Annotated in this window: 18 protein-coding genes; 12 read left to right on the forward strand and 6 right to left on the reverse strand. The window is 67.0% G+C overall.

The annotated features are described in order from the left end of the window. Positions 1-170: 170 nt before the first annotated feature. A complete protein-coding gene (locus H0264_RS21565; protein WP_181579209.1) occupies positions 171-1,412 on the forward strand; it encodes an oxygenase MpaB family protein in 1,242 nt (413 codons plus the stop codon). A 46-nt stretch (positions 1,413-1,458) separates the two neighbouring features. Next, positions 1,459-1,791, forward strand: coding sequence for a hypothetical protein (locus H0264_RS21570; protein WP_181579210.1), 333 nt, complete (start codon positions 1,459-1,461; stop codon positions 1,789-1,791). 29 nt (positions 1,792-1,820) lie between these two features. On the opposite strand, the gene H0264_RS21575 is transcribed toward H0264_RS21570, so the two are convergent. After that, on the reverse strand, positions 1,821-2,684 hold the full coding sequence (locus tag H0264_RS21575) for a helix-turn-helix domain-containing GNAT family N-acetyltransferase (protein ID WP_181579211.1): 864 nt from the start codon (positions 2,682-2,684) through the stop codon (positions 1,821-1,823). 100 nt (positions 2,685-2,784) lie between these two features. On the opposite strand from H0264_RS21575, the gene H0264_RS21580 reads away from it, so the two are divergent. The 3 genes from H0264_RS21580 (at position 2,785) to H0264_RS21590 (ending at position 6,952) form a co-directional block, all read left to right on the forward strand. Next, on the forward strand, positions 2,785-4,152 hold the full coding sequence (locus tag H0264_RS21580) for an FAD-dependent oxidoreductase (protein WP_181579212.1): 1,368 nt from the start codon (positions 2,785-2,787) through the stop codon (positions 4,150-4,152). An 8-nt stretch (positions 4,153-4,160) separates the two neighbouring features. Continuing rightward, the gene (locus H0264_RS21585; protein ID WP_181579213.1) at positions 4,161-5,390 is read left to right on the forward strand and encodes an MFS transporter; all 1,230 of its coding nucleotides are present in this window, start codon (positions 4,161-4,163) and stop codon (positions 5,388-5,390) included. A gap of 161 nt (positions 5,391-5,551) precedes the next feature. Next, positions 5,552-6,952 carry a decaprenylphosphoryl-beta-D-ribose oxidase gene (locus tag H0264_RS21590; RefSeq protein WP_181585737.1) on the forward strand — a complete coding sequence of 467 codons (1,401 nt, stop codon included), beginning with the start codon at positions 5,552-5,554 and terminating at the stop codon, positions 6,950-6,952. A gap of 3 nt (positions 6,953-6,955) precedes the next feature. On the opposite strand, the gene H0264_RS21595 is transcribed toward H0264_RS21590, so the two are convergent. After that, on the reverse strand, positions 6,956-7,363 hold the full coding sequence (locus tag H0264_RS21595) for a hypothetical protein (RefSeq protein ID WP_181579214.1): 408 nt from the start codon (positions 7,361-7,363) through the stop codon (positions 6,956-6,958). Between the two features lie 86 nt (positions 7,364-7,449). Continuing rightward, positions 7,450-8,319 (reverse strand): LysR family transcriptional regulator, encoded by an 870-nt coding sequence (locus H0264_RS21600; protein ID WP_231085827.1) that lies wholly within the window; start codon positions 8,317-8,319, stop codon positions 7,450-7,452. Positions 8,320-8,443: 124 nt separating this feature from the next. On the opposite strand from H0264_RS21600, the gene H0264_RS21605 reads away from it, so the two are divergent. The 5 genes from H0264_RS21605 to H0264_RS21625 are packed head-to-tail and all read left to right on the forward strand — an operon-like array spanning position 8,444 to position 13,431. Further along, positions 8,444-9,901 carry a form I ribulose bisphosphate carboxylase large subunit gene (locus tag H0264_RS21605; RefSeq protein WP_181579215.1) on the forward strand — a complete coding sequence of 486 codons (1,458 nt, stop codon included), beginning with the start codon at positions 8,444-8,446 and terminating at the stop codon, positions 9,899-9,901. Between the two features lie 16 nt (positions 9,902-9,917). Beyond that, positions 9,918-10,340 carry a ribulose bisphosphate carboxylase small subunit gene (locus tag H0264_RS21610; protein WP_181579216.1) on the forward strand — a complete coding sequence of 141 codons (423 nt, stop codon included), beginning with the start codon at positions 9,918-9,920 and terminating at the stop codon, positions 10,338-10,340. Positions 10,341-10,371: 31 nt separating this feature from the next. Continuing rightward, complete coding sequence (locus H0264_RS21615; protein WP_231086983.1) at positions 10,372-11,421, forward strand: AAA family ATPase; 1,050 nt, start codon at positions 10,372-10,374, stop codon at positions 11,419-11,421. 16 nt (positions 11,422-11,437) lie between these two features. Then, positions 11,438-12,511: a class 1 fructose-bisphosphatase gene (locus tag H0264_RS21620; protein ID WP_181579217.1), complete on the forward strand. Its 1,074-nt coding sequence runs from the start codon at positions 11,438-11,440 to the stop codon at positions 12,509-12,511. Positions 12,512-12,552: 41 nt separating this feature from the next. Next, complete coding sequence (locus H0264_RS21625) at positions 12,553-13,431, forward strand: phosphoribulokinase (RefSeq protein ID WP_181579218.1); 879 nt, start codon at positions 12,553-12,555, stop codon at positions 13,429-13,431. Positions 13,432-13,498: 67 nt separating this feature from the next. Here H0264_RS21625 and H0264_RS21630 read toward each other — a convergent pair whose 3' ends face one another. Together H0264_RS21630 and H0264_RS21635 are read right to left on the reverse strand one after the other, a co-directional pair. After that, positions 13,499-14,101: an HdeD family acid-resistance protein gene (locus tag H0264_RS21630; RefSeq protein ID WP_181579219.1), complete on the reverse strand. Its 603-nt coding sequence runs from the start codon at positions 14,099-14,101 to the stop codon at positions 13,499-13,501. A 96-nt stretch (positions 14,102-14,197) separates the two neighbouring features. Next, positions 14,198-14,953, reverse strand: a complete 756-nt coding sequence (locus H0264_RS21635; protein ID WP_181579220.1) for a YoaK family protein — start codon at positions 14,951-14,953, stop codon at positions 14,198-14,200. Between the two features lie 122 nt (positions 14,954-15,075). Here H0264_RS21635 and H0264_RS21640 point away from each other — a divergent pair, with 122 nt between their 5' ends. Then, positions 15,076-16,242, forward strand: a complete 1,167-nt coding sequence (locus H0264_RS21640) for a thiolase family protein (protein WP_181579221.1) — start codon at positions 15,076-15,078, stop codon at positions 16,240-16,242. Between the two features lie 45 nt (positions 16,243-16,287). Here H0264_RS21640 and H0264_RS21645 read toward each other — a convergent pair whose 3' ends face one another. Next, a complete protein-coding gene (locus H0264_RS21645) occupies positions 16,288-17,145 on the reverse strand; it encodes a VOC family protein (protein ID WP_181579222.1) in 858 nt (285 codons plus the stop codon). Between H0264_RS21645 and H0264_RS21650 the strand changes: the two genes are divergently transcribed. Beyond that, on the forward strand, positions 17,144-18,235 hold the full coding sequence (locus tag H0264_RS21650) for an Lrp/AsnC family transcriptional regulator (protein WP_244975904.1): 1,092 nt from the start codon (positions 17,144-17,146) through the stop codon (positions 18,233-18,235). The two genes, H0264_RS21645 and H0264_RS21650, sit on opposite strands and share 2 nt — an antisense overlap. Positions 18,236-18,241 lie beyond the last annotated feature (6 nt).

Consider the following 18,241-nt stretch of genomic DNA (forward strand, 5'->3'; position numbering starts at 1 on the left):
CCCTCCTCAGCAGCTTAAGTTACGGACGATTCTCTTAACAAGACTTGATGTGTCCATTGAATGAGTCTCACTGAAACGCGTTCACGGCCCCTTCGTGAGTGTTAAGTTACTGCGCATTCTGGCGAGTTTGGCAGCGCCGGAAGGGCTTGTACTCAATGAGGAGATACGTCATGGACGTAGTCAACAGGCGGAATGCGTTGAAGGCCGGAGCGGTCCTGGGAGCGGTCGGGGCCCTGGCGGTGGGCGGGCCGGCGCGAGCGGAACCGTGGAGTTGGTCACCGGAAGGATCGGTGGCGGGAACCGGAACCGGGGCCGACCCGCTGACGGTGTGGGACCCGGAAGCCGATGAACTGGTGGCCCGGTTGATCGATGCGGGCGAGGTGCCCGCCGTCAATGCGCTTCTGCGGACGTGGACCACCAACGGGCAGGCGCTGCCCGACGGATTGCCCTCGGATCTCCGGGATTTCATCGAATACGCGCGCAGGCTGCCGCAGTGGACGGATCCGGTGAAATTGGACGCCGCGATTCGGTTCAACAAGAAGCGCGGGCTGTACCTGGGAGTGCTGTACGGGTTCGCCAGCGGGATGATGAGCACCGTCATCCCCAAGGAGGCGCGGGCGGTCTACTACTCCCAGGGCGGACAGGATCTGAAGGACCGGATCTCGAAGACGGCCAAGCTCGGCTACGACATCGGCAATGCGAATGCCTATGCCCCCGACGGGGAAATGATCGTCACCTGTGTGAAGACGCGGCTCGTGCACGCGGCGGTACGGCATTTGCTGCCACAGTCCCCGCACTGGGTGCACGCCGCCGAGGAAGACATCCCGATCAGCCAGAACGACATCATGGTCACCTGGCACAGCCTGCCCACCACCGTCATGAAGCATCTGACCGCCTGGAACGTGCCGATTCCGCAGGACGAGTCGGCGGGTTTCCTGCACTCCTGGCAGGTGGCCGCGCACCTGCTCGGTGTGCGCGACGAATACATCCCCAATTCCTGGCCGGAAGCCAATTCCCAAGCGGCACAGGTGCTCGACCCGATCATCGCCGCGACCCCGGAGGGCGCCAAGCTCGCTGATCGCCTCCTCGGGTTGGGCGCCAATATCGACTTCGCCATCCTCAGCAAGCCGATTCTCGGTTCGTTCACCCGCTTTCTGCTCGGCGACGCCCTGGCCGACGGTTTGGCCATTCCGCGCGAGCCGCTCTGGGATCCTCTGCTCCGATTCAGTTGGGGCCCTTTCATTGCCGTGCGGGAGGGGCTGCTCAGCGCCGTCCCCCCGATCGGCGACCCGTACTGGCTGTTCGACGAATTCCTCCGCAAGGCCGCCCTCATCTACCTGGCCGAACTGCGCATGCCGATCAGCATCGAAATCCCCACCATGAACCGGGACATGAGCCGGCAGCCGCGCTGACGCTCATCCGACCGCGACGAACACCACCGAACTTCAAGGAAGACTCATGCGTCCATCGATCGGACTCCTCATGGCGGCGGCGACGGCGGCAGCGCTCACCGGGACCGCGGCGAGCGTGTCTGCTCCCGCGTCCGCGAGCCCGGCCATCGCGCCCGTGGCCGACTCCGAAACTGGTTCGTCCGCAGCCGATTCCGCTTCGGCCGCAGCGCAATCCGCGGTCTACCTGGCCGGCCGCGGCGATGTCATCGGCGTCATCGTGCTGCTGGGCATCACGCCGATTCACATGATCACCGGCGGCATCTGCGACCTGGTCACGTGGTCCGGGTCGTCGGATCCCTGCTCACCCACCCGCTACCCGGCGGTGTCCCACGCGCCGTGATCGGCGGCGGGTGCCCGTGACCGGTCCGGTCAGGCGCAGCCGCCGCTGCGGCGCTCGAGGAGGACGGTGTCGCGCCACTGGCCGTTGAGCTGGGCGATGCGTTCACGCACGCCGACGGTGCGGAATCCGGCCGAGTGGTGCAGGGCGATGCCGGCGCGATTTTCTGGGAAGGTCGAGTGCTGCAGCGTCCACAGCCCGTCCTGGTCGGCGGCGAGGACCTGCGTGCGCAGAAGTGCTTTGCCGACGCCGCGCCCGCGCATGTCCTCGGCGACGTAGATGGAGGTTTCGGCGACGCCGCGATAGTAGTCGTGCTCGGAAACCGGTGTGGCAGCAGCCCATCCGACGATCTCGCCGTCGATCTCGGCCACCCATCGATGCCCGGGTAGCCACGTGCGGTCGAGGACTTCGGCGGCAGGGATCTCGGTGGCGAAGGTGGCGACACCGGTGGCGATGCCCTCGCCGTAGATGCGGCGTACCGCGTCCCAATCGTCGGCGGTCAGGGCGCGGACGGTGACGTCGGAGGGGATGTCGGCGGGGCAGCACGGCTGTGGCGGCAGCACACCCATGACGACGTCGGCGGCGTGCGGCAGGCCGGTGCAGCAGGCGGGGTTGATCGCGACGATGGTGCTGGTGCGGTCCTTGTGAACTCGGACGAATCCGACCTCGGCGAGCTTGCGCACGTGATGAGACACCGTGGGCTGGCCGACCCCGAGCGCCTCGGCGATCTCACCGATGGTGGTCCCGGCGGGCTGGGCGGCGACATGGTGGAGCAGTCGTACTCGGGTGGGGTCGGCCAGGCAGGCGAACCAGCTCGCGTAGGTGGTCGCGTCCGCGATCGGCAGCGCGTCCACGCGGTGATCGGAACGCACGACCGGCATGTCCAGCGATGTCATCCCCCCACTATATCGATATCCATCGATGGTTGCATTTATCGACGTTCATCGATACAGTTCCTCTCATTGAATCGATGAGTATCGATGAAAGGATTCTCCGATGAACGAGTTGCCCGTCGTCGTGGTGGGAGCCGGGCCGATCGGCCTGGCCGCCGCGGCCGAACTGCGCGAACGCGGCCTCACCCCGCTGGTGTTCGAACGCGGCGCAAGCGCCGGCGCCGCGGTGTCGCAGTGGAACCACGTGCGGGTGTTCTCCCGCTGGGGTGAGCTGATCGCCCCCGCCGCCCGCAGACTGCTCGAATCCACCGGCTGGACCGCGCCGCGAGCCGATTCGTACCCGACCGGGCGTGACTGGGCCGTGGACTACCTGGTGCCGCTGGCGAAGGCCCTCGGCGAGGACGTGGTACGGGTCGGGGTCGAAGTCATCGGGGTCTCGCGCCGGGGCCGCGACCGGGTCGTGGACGCCGGCCGCGAGAGCGAACCGTTCACCGTGCGCGTACGCCACACCGACGGCCATGAGGAACGGGTGCTCGCTCGCGCGATCATCGACGCCTCGGGCACCTGGGGCGGCACCAACCCGCTCGGCGGTGACGGTCTACCCGCGCTCGGGGAAACCGCTGCCGCGCACGCGATCTCCTACCGTGTCCCCGATCTCGACGACGAGCAGGTCCGCGCCCGCTATGCCGGTGCGCACACCGTGATCGCGGGCAGCGGGCATTCCGCGCTCACCGCGATCATCGCGCTGGCCGATCTGGCCGAACAGGCGCCCGGCACCCGGATCACCTGGGTCCTGCGGCGGGGAGAGGTCGGCAACACCTTCGGTGGCGGCGACGCCGACCAGCTGCCCGCACGAGGTGCGCTCGGACAGCGCGCGAAGCAGGCACTCGATCAGGGCCTGCTCCAGGTGGTGACCGGATTCCGCACCGCCGCAGTCGAACCAGGGGACGACCGCCGGGTCACACTGGTCTCGGAGGCCGGTGCCCGGATCGAGGACGTGGATCAGGTGGTGACCTTGACCGGATTCCGGCCGCAGCTCGAATGGCTCTCCGAAATCCGCCTCGGTCTGGACCCGGTGCTGCAGGCCCCGGTGCGGCTGGCTCCGCTGATCGACCCGAACGTGCACTCCTGCGGCACCGTCTACCCGCACGGCGTCACAGAACTCGCTCATCCCGAACCCGGCTTCTACCTGGCCGGAATGAAAAGCTACGGCCGCGCCCCGACCTTCCTCGCCCTCACCGGATACGAACAGGTCCGCAGCATCGCCGCCGAACTGGCCGGCGACCACGAATCCGCCACCCGCGTGGAACTGACCCTGCCCGACACCGGCGTGTGCGGCGGCGCGGGAGTCTTCGACGGCCCCGACACCACCGAGGCGACCAACGCGGGCGGTGGCTGTTGCGGAGGCGGCGGCGGTTCGGCTGCACCGCAACTGATCACCCTGGGCACGGCGGCCAACAGCTGCAACTGATCTACCTGATGACGCACCTCGAAACCACGCGGACCGGATCGCTCACCCGATCCGGTCTGCGCCGGGTCCTGGCCGTGCTGTGCCTGACCGAGATCACCAGCTGGGGCATCCTGTTCTACGCCTTCCCCGTTCTCGCGGTCTCCATCAGCGACGACACCGGCTGGTCGCTGCCCACGATCACCGCCGCGTTCTCCCTCGGCCAACTCGCCGCCGCCCTCATCGGCATCCCGGTCGGACGCACCCTCGATCGCGTCGGCCCCCGGACCGTCATGACCCTCGGCTCGGTGTCGAGCGTCGCCGCCGTCCTCGTGCTCGCGACCGCTCCGAACCTGGGCGTGTTCTTCCTCGGCTGGACCCTGGCCGGTGTGGCGATGGGCGCGGTGCTCTATCCGCCCGCGTTCGCCGCGCTCACCCGCTGGTGGGGTGAGGACCGGCTCAAAGCTCTGATGATCCTCACCCTCGCCGCCGGACTCGCCAGCACCGTTTTCGCCCCGCTCACCGCCACACTCGACGCCCACAACGGCTGGCGCACAACCTATCTCGTTCTCGGTGCCATTCTGGCCGCGGTAACGATCCCCGCGCACTGGTTCGGTCTCCACGGACCCTGGCCGCATCCGCCGGCCCCGCCGCACGACGCGTTCGCCGACCATGCCGCAGTTGCCCGCAGCCGCGGCTTCGTCATGCTCGTCATCACGGTGTGCCTGGCCGCGTTCGCCACCTCAGCCGCCGTGTTCAATCTCGTTCCGTTGTTGCAGGAGCGCGGATTCTCCCCGGCGCTCGCTGCATGGGCTCTCGGACTCGGCGGTGCCGGGCAAGTCCTGGGCCGCATCGGCTACCTGCCCCTCGCCGCCCGCAGCACCGTGCTGACCCGCACCCTGGCCATCCTCGCCGCCACCGCATTCGCCACCGCGCTCCTCGGACTCGTGACCGGGGTGACGGTGCTGATCGCGGTCTCCATCGGTGCGGGCCTGGTCCGCGGCATCTTCACCCTCGTCCAAGCCACCGCCATCCCCGACCGTTGGGGCGCAACCCATTACGGACGCCTCAACGGCCTGCTCTCCGCCCCCGTTGTGGTCGTCATGGCACTCGGGCCATGGGCGGGCACCGCACTGTCGGCCTGGACGGGCAGCTACGCCCACGCCTACCTCATCCTCGCTGCCATCGCCGCACTCTCAGTACTCACCGGCACCGCTGCCGGAGTACCCGATCCGCCCTCGGAAAAGACCGACGGGACATAGCGAAGTGCCGATGCCCGTTCGAGCAGGACCGGCTGGATGACGACGTGCCGTACGAGATTCGTTGGCCGAATGCCTTTTCTATGTGACCGATTCCGGCTGGGCGTGAGGCTGCCGCGTCGAAAGAAGTGGGGGCGACGGCTAGTGTGGCGCTGGTGCATTCGATGAATGGGGGATCGGTGATCGAGCAGCGTCGCTTGAGCGGATGGGGGCGGACCGGGGCCACCGTCGCGCGGGTGCTGGCCACGCGGGATGTGGAAGCCGTGGCCAACGCGGTGCGGGAGGCCGGGGCGCGTGGCGTCATCGCGCGGGGGTTGGGGCGTAGCTACGGGGATCCGGCGCAGAACGGGGGCGGACTGGTCGTCGATATGACGCTGTTCGACCGGATTCATACGATCGATCCCGACAGCGGTGTGGTGGATGTCGACGCGGGTGTGAGCCTGGATGAGCTGATGAAGGCCGGGCTGCCGCACGGCTTGTGGGTGCCGGTGCTGCCGGGGACGCGGCAGGTGACGGTCGGCGGGGCCATCGCGTCGGATATTCATGGGAAGAACCATCATTCGCAGGGGAGTTTCGGCAACCACGTGGTGTCGATGGATCTGCTCACCGCCGCTGGGGAGGTGCGGACGCTCACGCCGGAAGGTGTTGGGGCGGAGCTGTTCTGGGCCACCGTCGGCGGGATGGGGTTGACCGGCATCATTGTTCGGGCCCGGGTGCGGATGAAGCACACGGAGACCGCGTATTTCCTCGTCGACAATGATCGGACGAACAATCTCGACGAGACCATGGAGCTGCTGACGGGCGGGTCCGATGACGGGTACGACTATTCGATGTCGGTGCCGGACACCATCAGTACCGGGGCGAAGCTGGGGCGGGCGGCGTTCAGCCGCGGGTCGTTGGCCAAGCGGGACGAGCTGCCGGTGAAGCTGCGCGCCAATCCGCTGAAATTCGATGCGCCGCAGCTGTTCACGGTGCCGGATGTGTTTCCGAACGGGATGGTGAACCGGTATACGACGCGGCTGGCGGGGGAGGCGGCGTATCGGTTCTATCCCAAACACGCGCGGGGACGGATCCAGAATCTGACGCAGTTCTATCATCCGCTGGATCTGCTGGGGGAGTGGAATCGCGGGTACGGGCGGCGCGGGTTCCTGCAGTATCAGTTCTCGATGCCGTACGGGGCCGAGCAGCAGCTGGCCGACGCGGTGCGGGCCATCGCGCACTCGGGGCATCGGTCGTTCTTGAATGTGTTCAAGCGGATGGGGCCGGGCAATGCCGCCCCGCTGTCGTGGCCGCATCCGGGATTCATGCTGTCGCTGGACTTTCCGCTCGCGCCGGGGCTGGGCGAGTTCTGCGCCGAGCTGGACGAGCGGGTGCTGGCGGCCGGTGGGCGGTTGTACTTCGCGAAGGATTCGCGCACGACACCGGAGATGATCCGGGCCATGTATCCGCGACTGGAGGAGTGGCGGCGAGTGCGTGACGCGGTCGATCCGGAGCGCGTCTTCGTCTCCGATCTCGCGCGGCGGTTGCGGCTCGTCGACGACGAATACGCGGGCACCCGCCGCTGACGCCTAGCCCGCGGTGAGCGCGACCTGGCCGGAGTCGACCTGCCAGTATTTGCGGTTGAGCTGCGCTTTGCCGGTTCCGGTGGTGTAGGACAGCGGGATCGAGATATTGCTCTTCAGCACGGCCGACCAGGTTTCGCGCCCGCCGGTGCACTGCAGCACCTGACCCGGCGGGTAGCTCGTCAGCGAGACATTGCCGCTGCCATTGGTGTCCATCTGCGCGGAGACGTCGAGATAGCCGATGCCGCCGTCGCACAGGTAGACCCCGGTGGCCAGCAGGCCGTCGGCCTGGCTCTTGACCACGGAGTCGAGGGTGATGAACTCGCCGTCCGCGGCATTGCCCGCCGGCGTGCCGCACAGTGTGCTCGTCGCGATCGCCGCGGCCGCGACCAGCATGATCCTCTTACCGAACACCGCTACCTCCTGCTGACGTCCCGTCGCGAACCGGCCTCATGGTATCCAAACGGGACCCTCGCAGAGATCGTTTCGGAATGCACGATTCACGAGAACGCGCGGTCGCCGACGCGGCTCGGATCGGTGATGTGCGCCAGGAACAGCCGGGCCGCGGGGGTCGGTGTCCGGGTGGTGACGGCGTGCCACGGCCGGCTGAGCGGCGTGCCGTCGATGGGGATCACGTCGAGATGCCCGTCGGTGACATCGGTTTCGATGGCATCGCTGTGAATCAGTGTGATGCCCAAGCCTTCTCGTGCGGCGGCCAGGGCCGCGCCGTGCGTGCCGAGGGTCAGGGTGGGCGGCCGGATCTGGAGCCGATCGAACAGGGCCAGGGTCGTCTCCCGGGTCCCCGAGCCTTTGCCGCGCAGTAGCCACGTGGCCTCGGAGGGATCGGGCCAGCATCCGGGAGCCCCGACCACCACGAGTTGGCTGGGCCGGCGTGCCCGCGTGACCAGGGTGGTGTCGCGCGGTGGCCGCCCCGCCACCACCAAATCGGTTTCGTGGTGCGCCAATTCGACGAACAGCACATCGCGCGGCTGGATCGACAGCCCCAGTTCGATGTCCGGATATCGGTTGCGGAAGGAGGCCAGCAGTCGCAGCAGCACGTACTCGCCGGCCGTCGCCACCACCCCGATCCGGAGTTTGCCGGTCTCGGCCTCCCGCACCGCCGCATGCGCCTCCTTCATCAATCCGAGGATGCTGCGGCAGTAGTCGGCGTACACCCGCCCGGCTTCGGTGAGCGCGATGCCGCGCCCGGATTTGGCGATCAGCTTGGCGCCCAGTTGCTTCTCGATGTGCGCCACCGCCGCCGAGGCCGCCGCTTCGGTGATGTGCAACTGCGCGGCGGCGCGCCGGATACTGCTGTGCTTGGCAACGGCGAGAAAGGTTTCCATTCGGACCGCACTCACCGTACCCATCTTCAGACGGTAGCAAACTCCACTAAATGATTGAGCGAGACGGAAAATAATCGAATTGTTTGTCGTTAACGCTGCCCTCATCCTGGGAATCGCAAGTGGCCCACCACGGTTCGCAGGAGGAATGATGGCCGGATCTGTCGACGATCAAGATGCCGGACGCGGCCGGTGGGATCCCGGTGTACAGACCTATGCGTCGATGGGATACTACGCGCCCGACTATCAACCCAAGGACACCGATGTGCTCGCCGTGTTCCGGGTGACGCCGCAGAAAGGCGTCGATCCGATCGAGGCGTCGGCGGCGGTGGCGGGCGAATCCTCCACGGCCACCTGGACCGTGGTGTGGACCGACCGGTTGACAGCGCACGACCGCTACCAGGGCAAGTGCTACCGCGTCGACGAGGTGCCGGGCCGGCCGGGGGAGTACTTCGCCTATGTCGCCTACGATCTGGACCTCTTCGAGGAGGGTTCGATCACCAATCTCACCTCCTCGGTGATCGGAAATGTTTTCGGCTTCAAGCCATTACAGGCATTGCGGCTGGAGGATATGCGTATTCCGGTGGCATATGTCAAGACCTTTCAGGGGCCGCCGCACGGAATCGTTATGGAAAGGGAATACCTGAATAAGTACGGCCGCCCGCTCCTCGGTGCGACGGTGAAACCGAAACTCGGTCTTTCCGCGCGCAACTACGGTCGCGTCGTGTACGAAGCCTGCAAGGGCGGACTGGATTTCACCAAGGACGACGAGAACATCAACTCGCAGCCGTTCATGCGCTGGCGCGACCGCTACCTGTACGCCATGGAGGGCGTCAACCGCGCGATCGCCGAAACCGGTGAGCTGAAGGGGCATTACCTCAATGTCACCGCCGCCACCATGGAGGACATGTACGAGCGCGCCGAGTTCGCCAAATCGCTGGGCAGCTGCATCATCATGCAGGACTTGACGGTTGGTTACACCGCCATGCAGTCCATGTCGAAGTGGGCGCGCCGCAATGGCATGCTGCTGCACCTGCATCGCGCCGGGCATTCCACCTACACCCGGCAGAAGACGCACGGCGTGAGCTTCCGCGTGCTGGCCAAGTGGTGCCGGTTGATCGGTGTCGATCACCTGCACGCCGGCACCGTCATCGGCAAGCTCGAGGGCGACCCGCACACGGTCAAGGGCTTCTACGACACGTTGCGCGACAACAATATTCCCGCCAACCCGGTCAACGGCATCTTCTTCGACCAGGACTGGGCGAGCCTGCCCGGCGTCATGCCGGTGGCCTCCGGCGGCATTCACGCCGGGCAGATGCATCAGCTGCTCGATCTCTTCGGCGACGACGTCATCCTGCAATTCGGCGGCGGCACCATCGGCCACCCCATGGGCATCGCCGCGGGCGCCGAAGCCAACCGCGTCGCCCTCGAAGCGGTCGTGAAGGCCCGCAACGAAGGCCGCGACCTGCTCAAGGAGGGCCCCGAGGCGCTGCGCAAGGCCGCCCAGCACTGCAAGCCCCTCGATGCCGCGCTGACCGTGTGGGGTGATGTCACCTTCGACTACACCTCCACCGACGCCCCCGACGCCGTCCCCACGGCCTCCCGCTGAAAGACAGGACACCGCAATGCATCTGCGTCAGGGAACGTTCTCGCATCTGCCGGAGCTCAGCGACGCCGACATCGCCGCCCAGGTGCGCTACGCGCTGCTCAACAACTGGCCGGTCTCCATCGAGTACACCGACGACCCGCACCCGCGCAATGTGTACTGGGAGATGTGGGGCCTGCCGCTGTTCGACCTCGACGAGCCCGACGGGGTGCTCGCCGAGCTCAACGCCTGCCGGGCGACGTTCCCGCGCCACTACATTCGCGTCAACGCCTATGACGCCTCCTACGGCCGCCAGACCACCGCGCTGAGCTTCATCGTGCAGCGGCCGCCCGAAGAACCCGGCTTCCGCCTGGACCGCACCGACACCGACGACCGGCGTCAGCACTACGGCTTCCACCCGTATGCGCTCGACGACCGGCCGGGTGAACGATACGGCCGCTGAACGGCTTTGGATGCGGGAGGATGAGGTGAGCATGGAACACCCCGCGGGTCCGGGCGCCCGGACGCCTGCAACCGGACGTCCCGCCAACGGGTTCCAGATGCATCGGCCCGGGGCCACGAACCCCGGGCTGCTGCCCGGGACGGCCGCTGGTCCCCCACCGGAGGACCAGGCGGCCGACCACCCGCTCGCCGACGACGCGCTGCTGGACCTGTCCACCGATGTGGCGGGCAAGGACGTCGAGGACACCCTGGAACGCCTGGACGCCGAACTCGTCGGTCTGGCCAATGTGAAACGGCGCGTGCGGGAGATCGCCTCGCTGTTGCTCATCGACCGGGCGCGGCAGCGCTTCGGGTTACAGGCCACCCGCCCCACCATGCACATGAGCTTCACCGGCGGCCCCGGCACCGGCAAGACCACGGTCGCCCTGCGCATGGCCGAAATGCTGCACGCCCTGGGTTACATCCGGAAACCCAAGGTGCACACGGTGACTCGCGACGATCTGGTCGGACAGTTCATCGGTCACACCGCGCCGAAAACCAAGGAGGCCCTCGCCAAAGCCGCCGGGGGCGTCCTGTTCATCGACGAGGCGTACTACCTGTTCCGGCCGGAGAACGAACGCGACTACGGGCAGGAGGTCATCGAAATCCTGTTGCAGGAGATGGAGAACGAGCGCAATACGCTGGTGGTGATCTTCGCCGGCTACCCGGATCGCATGGAGACCTTCTTCTCCGCCAATCCGGGCCTGTCCTCCCGCGTCGCGCACCACATCCAATTTCCGGACTACACCCACGAAGAACTCCTGGCCATCGCCGAACTCATGGTGGCGCAGGAGAACTTCCGTTTCGACGAGGCCGCGGCACAGGCGTTTTCGCACTATCTCGAATTGCGCATGGCCCGCCCGCGCTTCGCCAATGCCCGCAGCGTCCGCAATGCCCTGGACCGCTGCCGGCTGCGCCAGGCCAAACGCCTCGTCGAACTGCATCGGCCCGTGAGCCGCCACGACCTGATCACCCTGACGGACAGCGACGTCTACGGCAGCAGTGTGTTCGCGGATGCCCCGAGTGAGGGGGCGCCCCAATGAGGAAATGAGAGGGCAGATGCCCGAAGGACTGAAAACCCTCACCCGCTACACCATCGAATCCGAGCATCGGCATCCCGGATCCTCCGGGGAGTTCTCGGCGCTGCTGAATGTAGTGGTCACGGCGACCAAGATGATCGCCAATCAGGTCACGCGGGGCGCGATCGTGGGCTCGCTCGGGGCGGTCGAGCCCGGGAACCTGCCGATCACCGTGCACCGCAAGATGGATGCCATCGCGCACGACATCATGATCGCCGAGAGCCAGTGGACCGGACCGCTGTCGGCGCTGGTGTCGGAGCAGATGGACGGCTTCCACCTGGTGCCCTCGGAGTACCGGCGCGGAAAGTACCTGCTGGCGTTCGACGCGCTCGACGGGTCCAGCAATATCGACGTGAACCTGCCCGTCGGAACGATCTTCAGTGTGCTGCGCGCCCCGGAGGACGGGCGCGAGCCGACGCGGGAGGACTTCCTGCAGCCGGGGGCGCAGCAGGTGTGCGCGGGGTTCACGCTGTACGGGCCGGCGACCATGCTGGTGCTGACGGTGGGGCAGGGGGTCGACGGGTTCACCCTCGACCGGGAGATCGGGGCCTTCGTGCTCACCCATCCGAAGATGCGTATCCCCGAGGACACCAAGGGATTTGCCATCAATGCCGCCAACGAGCGGTTCTGGGAGCGTCCCGTCCGGCGTTATGTGCACGAATGCCTCGAGGGTGTGGACGGGCCGCGGGGGCGCGACTTCAATATGCGTTGGGTCGCGTCCTTGGTCGCCGACACCTTCCACATACTCACGCGCGGCGGGCTGTACATGTATCCGCGCGACACCCGGCATCCGGAGCGACCGGGCCGGGTTTCCCTGCTGTACGGCGCGAATCCCATTGCCTTCATTGTCGAACAGGCCGGGGGAGCCGCCACCACCGGACACGAGCGGGTGCTGGAGGTGCGGCCGGAGGAGCTGCATCAGAAGATCCCGTTCATTTTCGGTTCCCGCAACGAGGTCGAGCGCATCGAGCGCTATCACCGTGAACCCGAGGAGGGGCCGTCCTTCGACGCCTCGCTGTTCGGTACCCGGTCGCTGTTCCGCCCGGCCCGCTGACTGCAGCGAAAACTGTTGTCCGGCAATCGAAGAGAGGTGCCATGTCGGTCAAACATCCCGTGGTCGCGATCACCGGGTCGTCCGGTGCGGGGACGACCAGCGTCACGCGAACCTTCCAGGAGGTCTTCCGCCGCGAGGGCATCAATGCGGTGATCGTGGAAGGGGATTCGTTCCATCGCTACGACCGCAACGAGATGAAACTGGCCATGGCCGAGGCCGAGCAGAACGGCAATCGCGAGTTCTCGCATTTCGGCCCGGACGCGAATCTGCTCGCCGAGCTCGAGTCGCTGTTCCGGGACTACGGCGAAACCGGGGTCGGCATGGTGCGCAAGTACTTACACAATGACGGCGAGGCCAAGCCGTACGGTCAGCCCTCGGGCACCTTCACCCCGTGGGAGGAACTGCCGCCGGGCAGCGATCTGCTGTTCTACGAGGGCCTGCACGGCGCGGCGGTCTCCGGCGGCATCGATGTCGGCCGGTACACCGACCTGCTGGTGGGCGTGGTGCCGATCGTGAATCTCGAATGGATTCAAAAGGTCCACCGGGACAAGACCGAACGCGGCTACTCCAGCGAAGCCATCATCGACACCATCCTGCGCCGCATGCCCGACTACGTGAACCACATCTGCCCGCAGTTCTCCCGAACCTACGTGAATTTCCAGCGGGTTCCGACCGTCGACACCTCGAATCCCTTCACCGCCAGGACGATTCCCACCGCGGACGAGAGCTTCGTGGTGATCCGCTTCGCCGATCCGAAGGTGATCGACTTCCCGTATCTGCTGTCCATGCTGCACGATTCGTTCATGTCGCGACCCAATTGCATTGTGGTGCCCGGCGGCAAGATGGACCTGGCCATGCAGTTGATCTTCACCCCGTTGATCCTGCGACTCATGGACAAGCGCCCCAAGCGCCTGCGCTGAAACCGCTGTCGCACAAAAGAAATCCGGCGGCAGCACGTGCGTGCCACCGCCGGATCCGGGGGGTGAATCAGAGACCCGCGGGAATGTTCTTCGCCGCGCTCTTGGCCTGGAACGCCGAGATGATCTCCATGATGCCGATGAAGATCAACCACCAGCCCGCCACCAGCGTCAGCGCGACGATGGAGGAGAACGGCGCCGCGATCAGCCAGCCGCCACCGATGATCAGCACGATGCCGAAGAAGATGGCCCAGCCGCGACCCGGCACGCCGTCCGCGGACAGCCCCGTGATGAGCGAGGCGACGCCGCGGAAGATCCAGCTGATGCCGATCCAGATGGCCAGCAGCAGTACTGCCGTGGCCTCACCGTTGTCGCGCCAATCGTGGAAGCACAGGAAACCCAGGATCAGCGACAGGATCGCGCTGACGAACGACAGAATCCGCATGCCCGCGCTGAGGTGCGCGCCGAATGCCGCGATGAGCTGGAATAAGCCGGACACGATCAGATAGATGCCGAAGAGGACGCCCGCCACCAGAATCGTCTTGCCGGGCCACGCGAGAATCAGAATGCCCAGGATCACCGAGAGAACGCCGGTGACCAGGATCCACTGCCACGCACTCTTGGCCAGCGCAGCGACCGGCCCTTCGGGAACTGCCTCTTTGCTGGTTGTCATGTCGGTCAGAATATGGCCAGTTGAATCCACTTTGCGGAACATTTGCCGACGTGTTGTCGGTATGTGATCACCGTCAATTACCCGGTGATCGAGGGGCTAATGCCTCGTCCCGGGCAGGTGCTTCGGCGCGGGCAGGCAGTCCGGGTGCTCGCACGCCCAATCCGGATCCGCCCGCCAGGTGTAGCCCGCCACCAGCGAAGACGCCACCACCGCGGTGTCGAGCATGAACCGGCCCTCGACCACCAGGCTGATCAGGCCGCCGATGAGTGCACCGAGGGCGAACGATCCGTATTGCACCGCGTAGCCGGCCCAGTCTCGGACGTTTCCGCCGCCGGCGAGATGCCGTTCCACGCCCTGCGCGAATTTCACCAGCGTGCCGGTGACGTAGGAGACCGGGATGGAGACCTCGCCGTTCTTCACGAACGAGGTGTTGATCGAGCCCATGCCGAAGGCCACGAACAGGATTGGCGCCAGGCCGATTCCGCGCTCGGCCAGGATGTGATCGGTGATGGCGGCGAAGATCAGGGCGATGGTGGTGAGCACGGTCGCGCCGTGCGGGTGATTGCGCCACAGGTAGCGGCGGCACAGCGAGGCCACGAAAACGCCCATGAGAAAGCAGAGAATGATCGTCGCCGCGCCGATGGCCAGCGCCCAGTCGCTATTGAAACCGCCGAGCACCGCGCGCTCGGTATTGCCCGTCATGAAAGTGACGAAGTAACCGTCGGAATGCGTGTAGGCCGCCGCTCCGATGAAGCCCGCGAGCGTCGACAGCACCGCGGACAGGCGCATTTCCAGTTCCCAGAAGGGTTCCCGGGCCGTCTTCGTTTCCTCGTCTTCGCTGGTCGGACGCATGGGCAACAACATAGCAACCATGTATGAGAGAACGCTTGGCGCGAGCTGGCAAAACCTGCGGTACAGTGCATATGTTAACCGGAATTCACATCCGGTTCGAGGTTCGAAGTGAAGGAGCAACCATGACCTCCGCCGTCATCGTCGACGTGGTGCGCACACCGTCCGGCAAGGGGAAAGCCGGTGGCGGACTGTCGGAAGTGCATCCGGCCACGCTGCTGTCCGGGGTGCTGCAGAACCTGGTCGAGCGCACCGGCATCGACCCGGCCCTCATCGACGATGTGATCGGTGGTTGCGTCACGCAGAGCGGTGAGCAGGCTTTCAATATCTCGCGCACCGCCGCCCTGGCCGCCGGATTCCCCGATTCGGTGCCCGCGACCACCGTGGACCGGCAGTGCGGATCCAGCCAGCAGGCCGCGCACTTCGCCGCACAGGGCGTCCTCGCGGGGGCCTACGACATCGCGATCGCCTGCGGGGTGGAATCCATGTCGCGGGTGCCCATGTTCTCCAACGCGCAGGGCAAGGACGCCAATCGAGGTCCGCTCGCGCACCGGTTCCCGGACGGCCTCATCCAGCAGGGAATCGCCGCCGAAATCATCGCCGCGCGTTGGAAGTTCGATCGCGCGGCGCTGGACGAGTTCTCCGCCCGCTCGCACCGGCTGGCGGCGGAGACAGCCGCGGCGGGTGGTTTCGACAATGAGATCGTGGCCGCCGGAACCATTACCGCCGACGAGACCATCCGGCCGACCACCACCGCCGAGGGGCTGGCGGGGCTGCGGGCGGCGTTCGTGGACGCCGAGTTCAAGGCCCGGTTCCCGGAGATCGAATGGTCCATCACGCCGGGCAATTCGTCGCCGCTCACCGACGGCGCGTCGGCCGCGCTCATCATGAGTGAGGAGAAGGCGAACCAGCTCGGCCTGCGGCCCCGCGCCCGGTTCCACTCCTTCGCCGTCACCGGTGACGACCCGCTGCTCATGCTGACCGCCGTCATCCCCGCCACCCGCAAGGCCCTCGCACGGGTCGGGCTCACCATCGACGATATCGACGCCTACGAGGTGAACGAAGCCTTCGCCCCCGTGCCGCTGGTCTGGGCCCGGGAACTCGGCGCGGACCCGGCCAAGCTCAACCCGCGCGGTGGCGCCATCGCCCTCGGCCACCCGCTCGGCGCGTCCGGCGGCCGCATCCTGGCCACCATGCTCAACCACCTCGAGCAGACCGGCGGCCGCTACGGGCTCATGACCATGTGCGAGGCCGGCGGTCTGGCCAACGCCACCATCATCGAACGACTCTGAGGCGCACGGGCCGAACCGCCGGGATCGCAGGGAGGTCCCGGCGGTTCAGCCCGCGAAGAACAAGCCCGCGCCGTACGCGTCCCGGGCGCGCACGTAGAAACCGTCGGCGATCGGCACCGTGGGGGTGCCGGCGTCCTCCACGAGCTCGCGAGCCTTGTCGGCATCGTCGACCAGCACGGTCATGGCCGCCAGATGCGAGCCCTCGGTGATCGGCTCCTCGGCCAGCACATCGCCCGCCTTGGCGAGCTCGACGAATTCGAGACGGGCGGAACCGGTTTCGAGCATCGTCAGCGGACCTTCGACCTGCGGGGAGCTGCCGGTGATGCGGGCGTACCTGTCCACGATGCCGTCGAATTCGGCTGCGGCGCAGACGATGAGCACCGAACCGAGGCCGCGCGCGCCGTTCGGGTGGGTGAGATAGCGCGGCTGGTGGACGTATTCGCGCGTCAGATGCTGCGCCAGGCCGAGATAGCCCTCGGGCGTGGAGGCCGGATCGAGGTGGACAGCGCGGGCGCGCATGGTGCGCGGCCCCTCGGCGGTCGCCACCTCCCGTTCCAGCTCCAGCACACCGGAGGTGCGCAGGCCCGCAGCGGACAGCGCGCGGTGGGTGGCGTCGGCATCGCCCGTGTCGAGGTTGAGAATGCGGAAGCCCGCACCCATGGATCGGGTGTGCCACGGATCGGGGGCGGAGTCGTCGACGATGCCGAGCAGCTCGATATACGAATCACCGAACAGGGCACACAGATTCGCGGTGCAGCCGGGCACGGGCGGCTGTCCCGGACCGGGGCTGAGCAGGTGCCGCGAGCGCGGGCTGAGGGTGAAACCGAACGACTCGTAGCGGCGCTGCAACCCGTCGAGATCACGGGTGACGATGCCGGTGTGATGAAAACCGTTGATGGACATGCCCGCGATGCTGCTGCCCGGCCCGGCCCCGGTCACCACGGTCCGTCCGCTGCGCCGGAATCCGGCATCGGCCTACCCTGAACCGGTGGAATCGGTCATGCTCAACCCCGTCGACCGGGGCCTGCTGCACGCGCTGCAGATCGACGGCCGCGCGCCCTTCGCCCGCATCGCCGAGGTCCTGGACGTCTCCGACCGCACCGTCGCACGCCGCTACGCCCGGCTGCGCGCGCACGGCCTGCTGCGTGTCACCGGCGTCCCTGACAGTCAGCGCCTCGGCTACTCCGAATGGCTTGTGCGAGTGCGGGTCCGCCCCGGCGCGGCGGCCGGTGTCGCGCAAGCCCTGGCCCGCCGACCGGACACGGCCTGGGTGAGCACGTTGTCCAGTGGTGCGGAACTGGCCGCCATCTTCCGAATCCCGGACGACGGCGCGGCCCCGCTCGACCTGCTCGCCCGGCATCAAGGGATCACGGCGGTGGACGCACAACTGCTGCTGCCCCTGACCACCGATCGATGGCGGGGTCGCACCGCCGCGCTGACCCCGGCCCAAATCGACGCGCTCCGAACCGCATCGGTGGAGCTCACACCGATTTCCCGACTGTCCGGACGCCTCGTATCAGCCCACGCTCCTCGCGTTCTGGCCCTGACCGAACTGGACCGTCGCCTGCTGCCCGTGCTGGCCCTCGAGGGCCGCGCCGGCTACCCGAATCTGTCGCGCGCAGTGGGCTGGTCGGAGTCCGCCGTTCGCCGTCGCTTGGAGGAGTTGCGGCACAATCGAATTCTGCGTTTCGACGTGGAGGTCGCCGCTACCGCGTTCGGGTTCCGGGCGCAGGCCGCGCTGTGGCTGGCCGTCACACCGGCTCGGGTCGCCGCCGTGGCAGCACAGCTGGCCGAGCATCGCGAGACGGCGTTCGTGGGTGCGACAACGGGCGAAACCAATCTGATCGCCATCGTCGTGTGCCACGATGCGCCCGCGCTGTTTCGCTACCTCAACACCACGGTGGCGGCGCTCGACGGGATCGAACGCGTCGAGTCCGCGGTGATCACCGGCATTGCCAAGCGGTCCGCGCCGCCGTGGGAGCACAGTTCGTGATCCCTA

Origin of the sequence: Nocardia huaxiensis, from assembly GCF_013744875.1 — a bacterium.
GTDB classification, from domain to species: domain Bacteria; phylum Actinomycetota; class Actinomycetes; order Mycobacteriales; family Mycobacteriaceae; genus Nocardia; species Nocardia huaxiensis.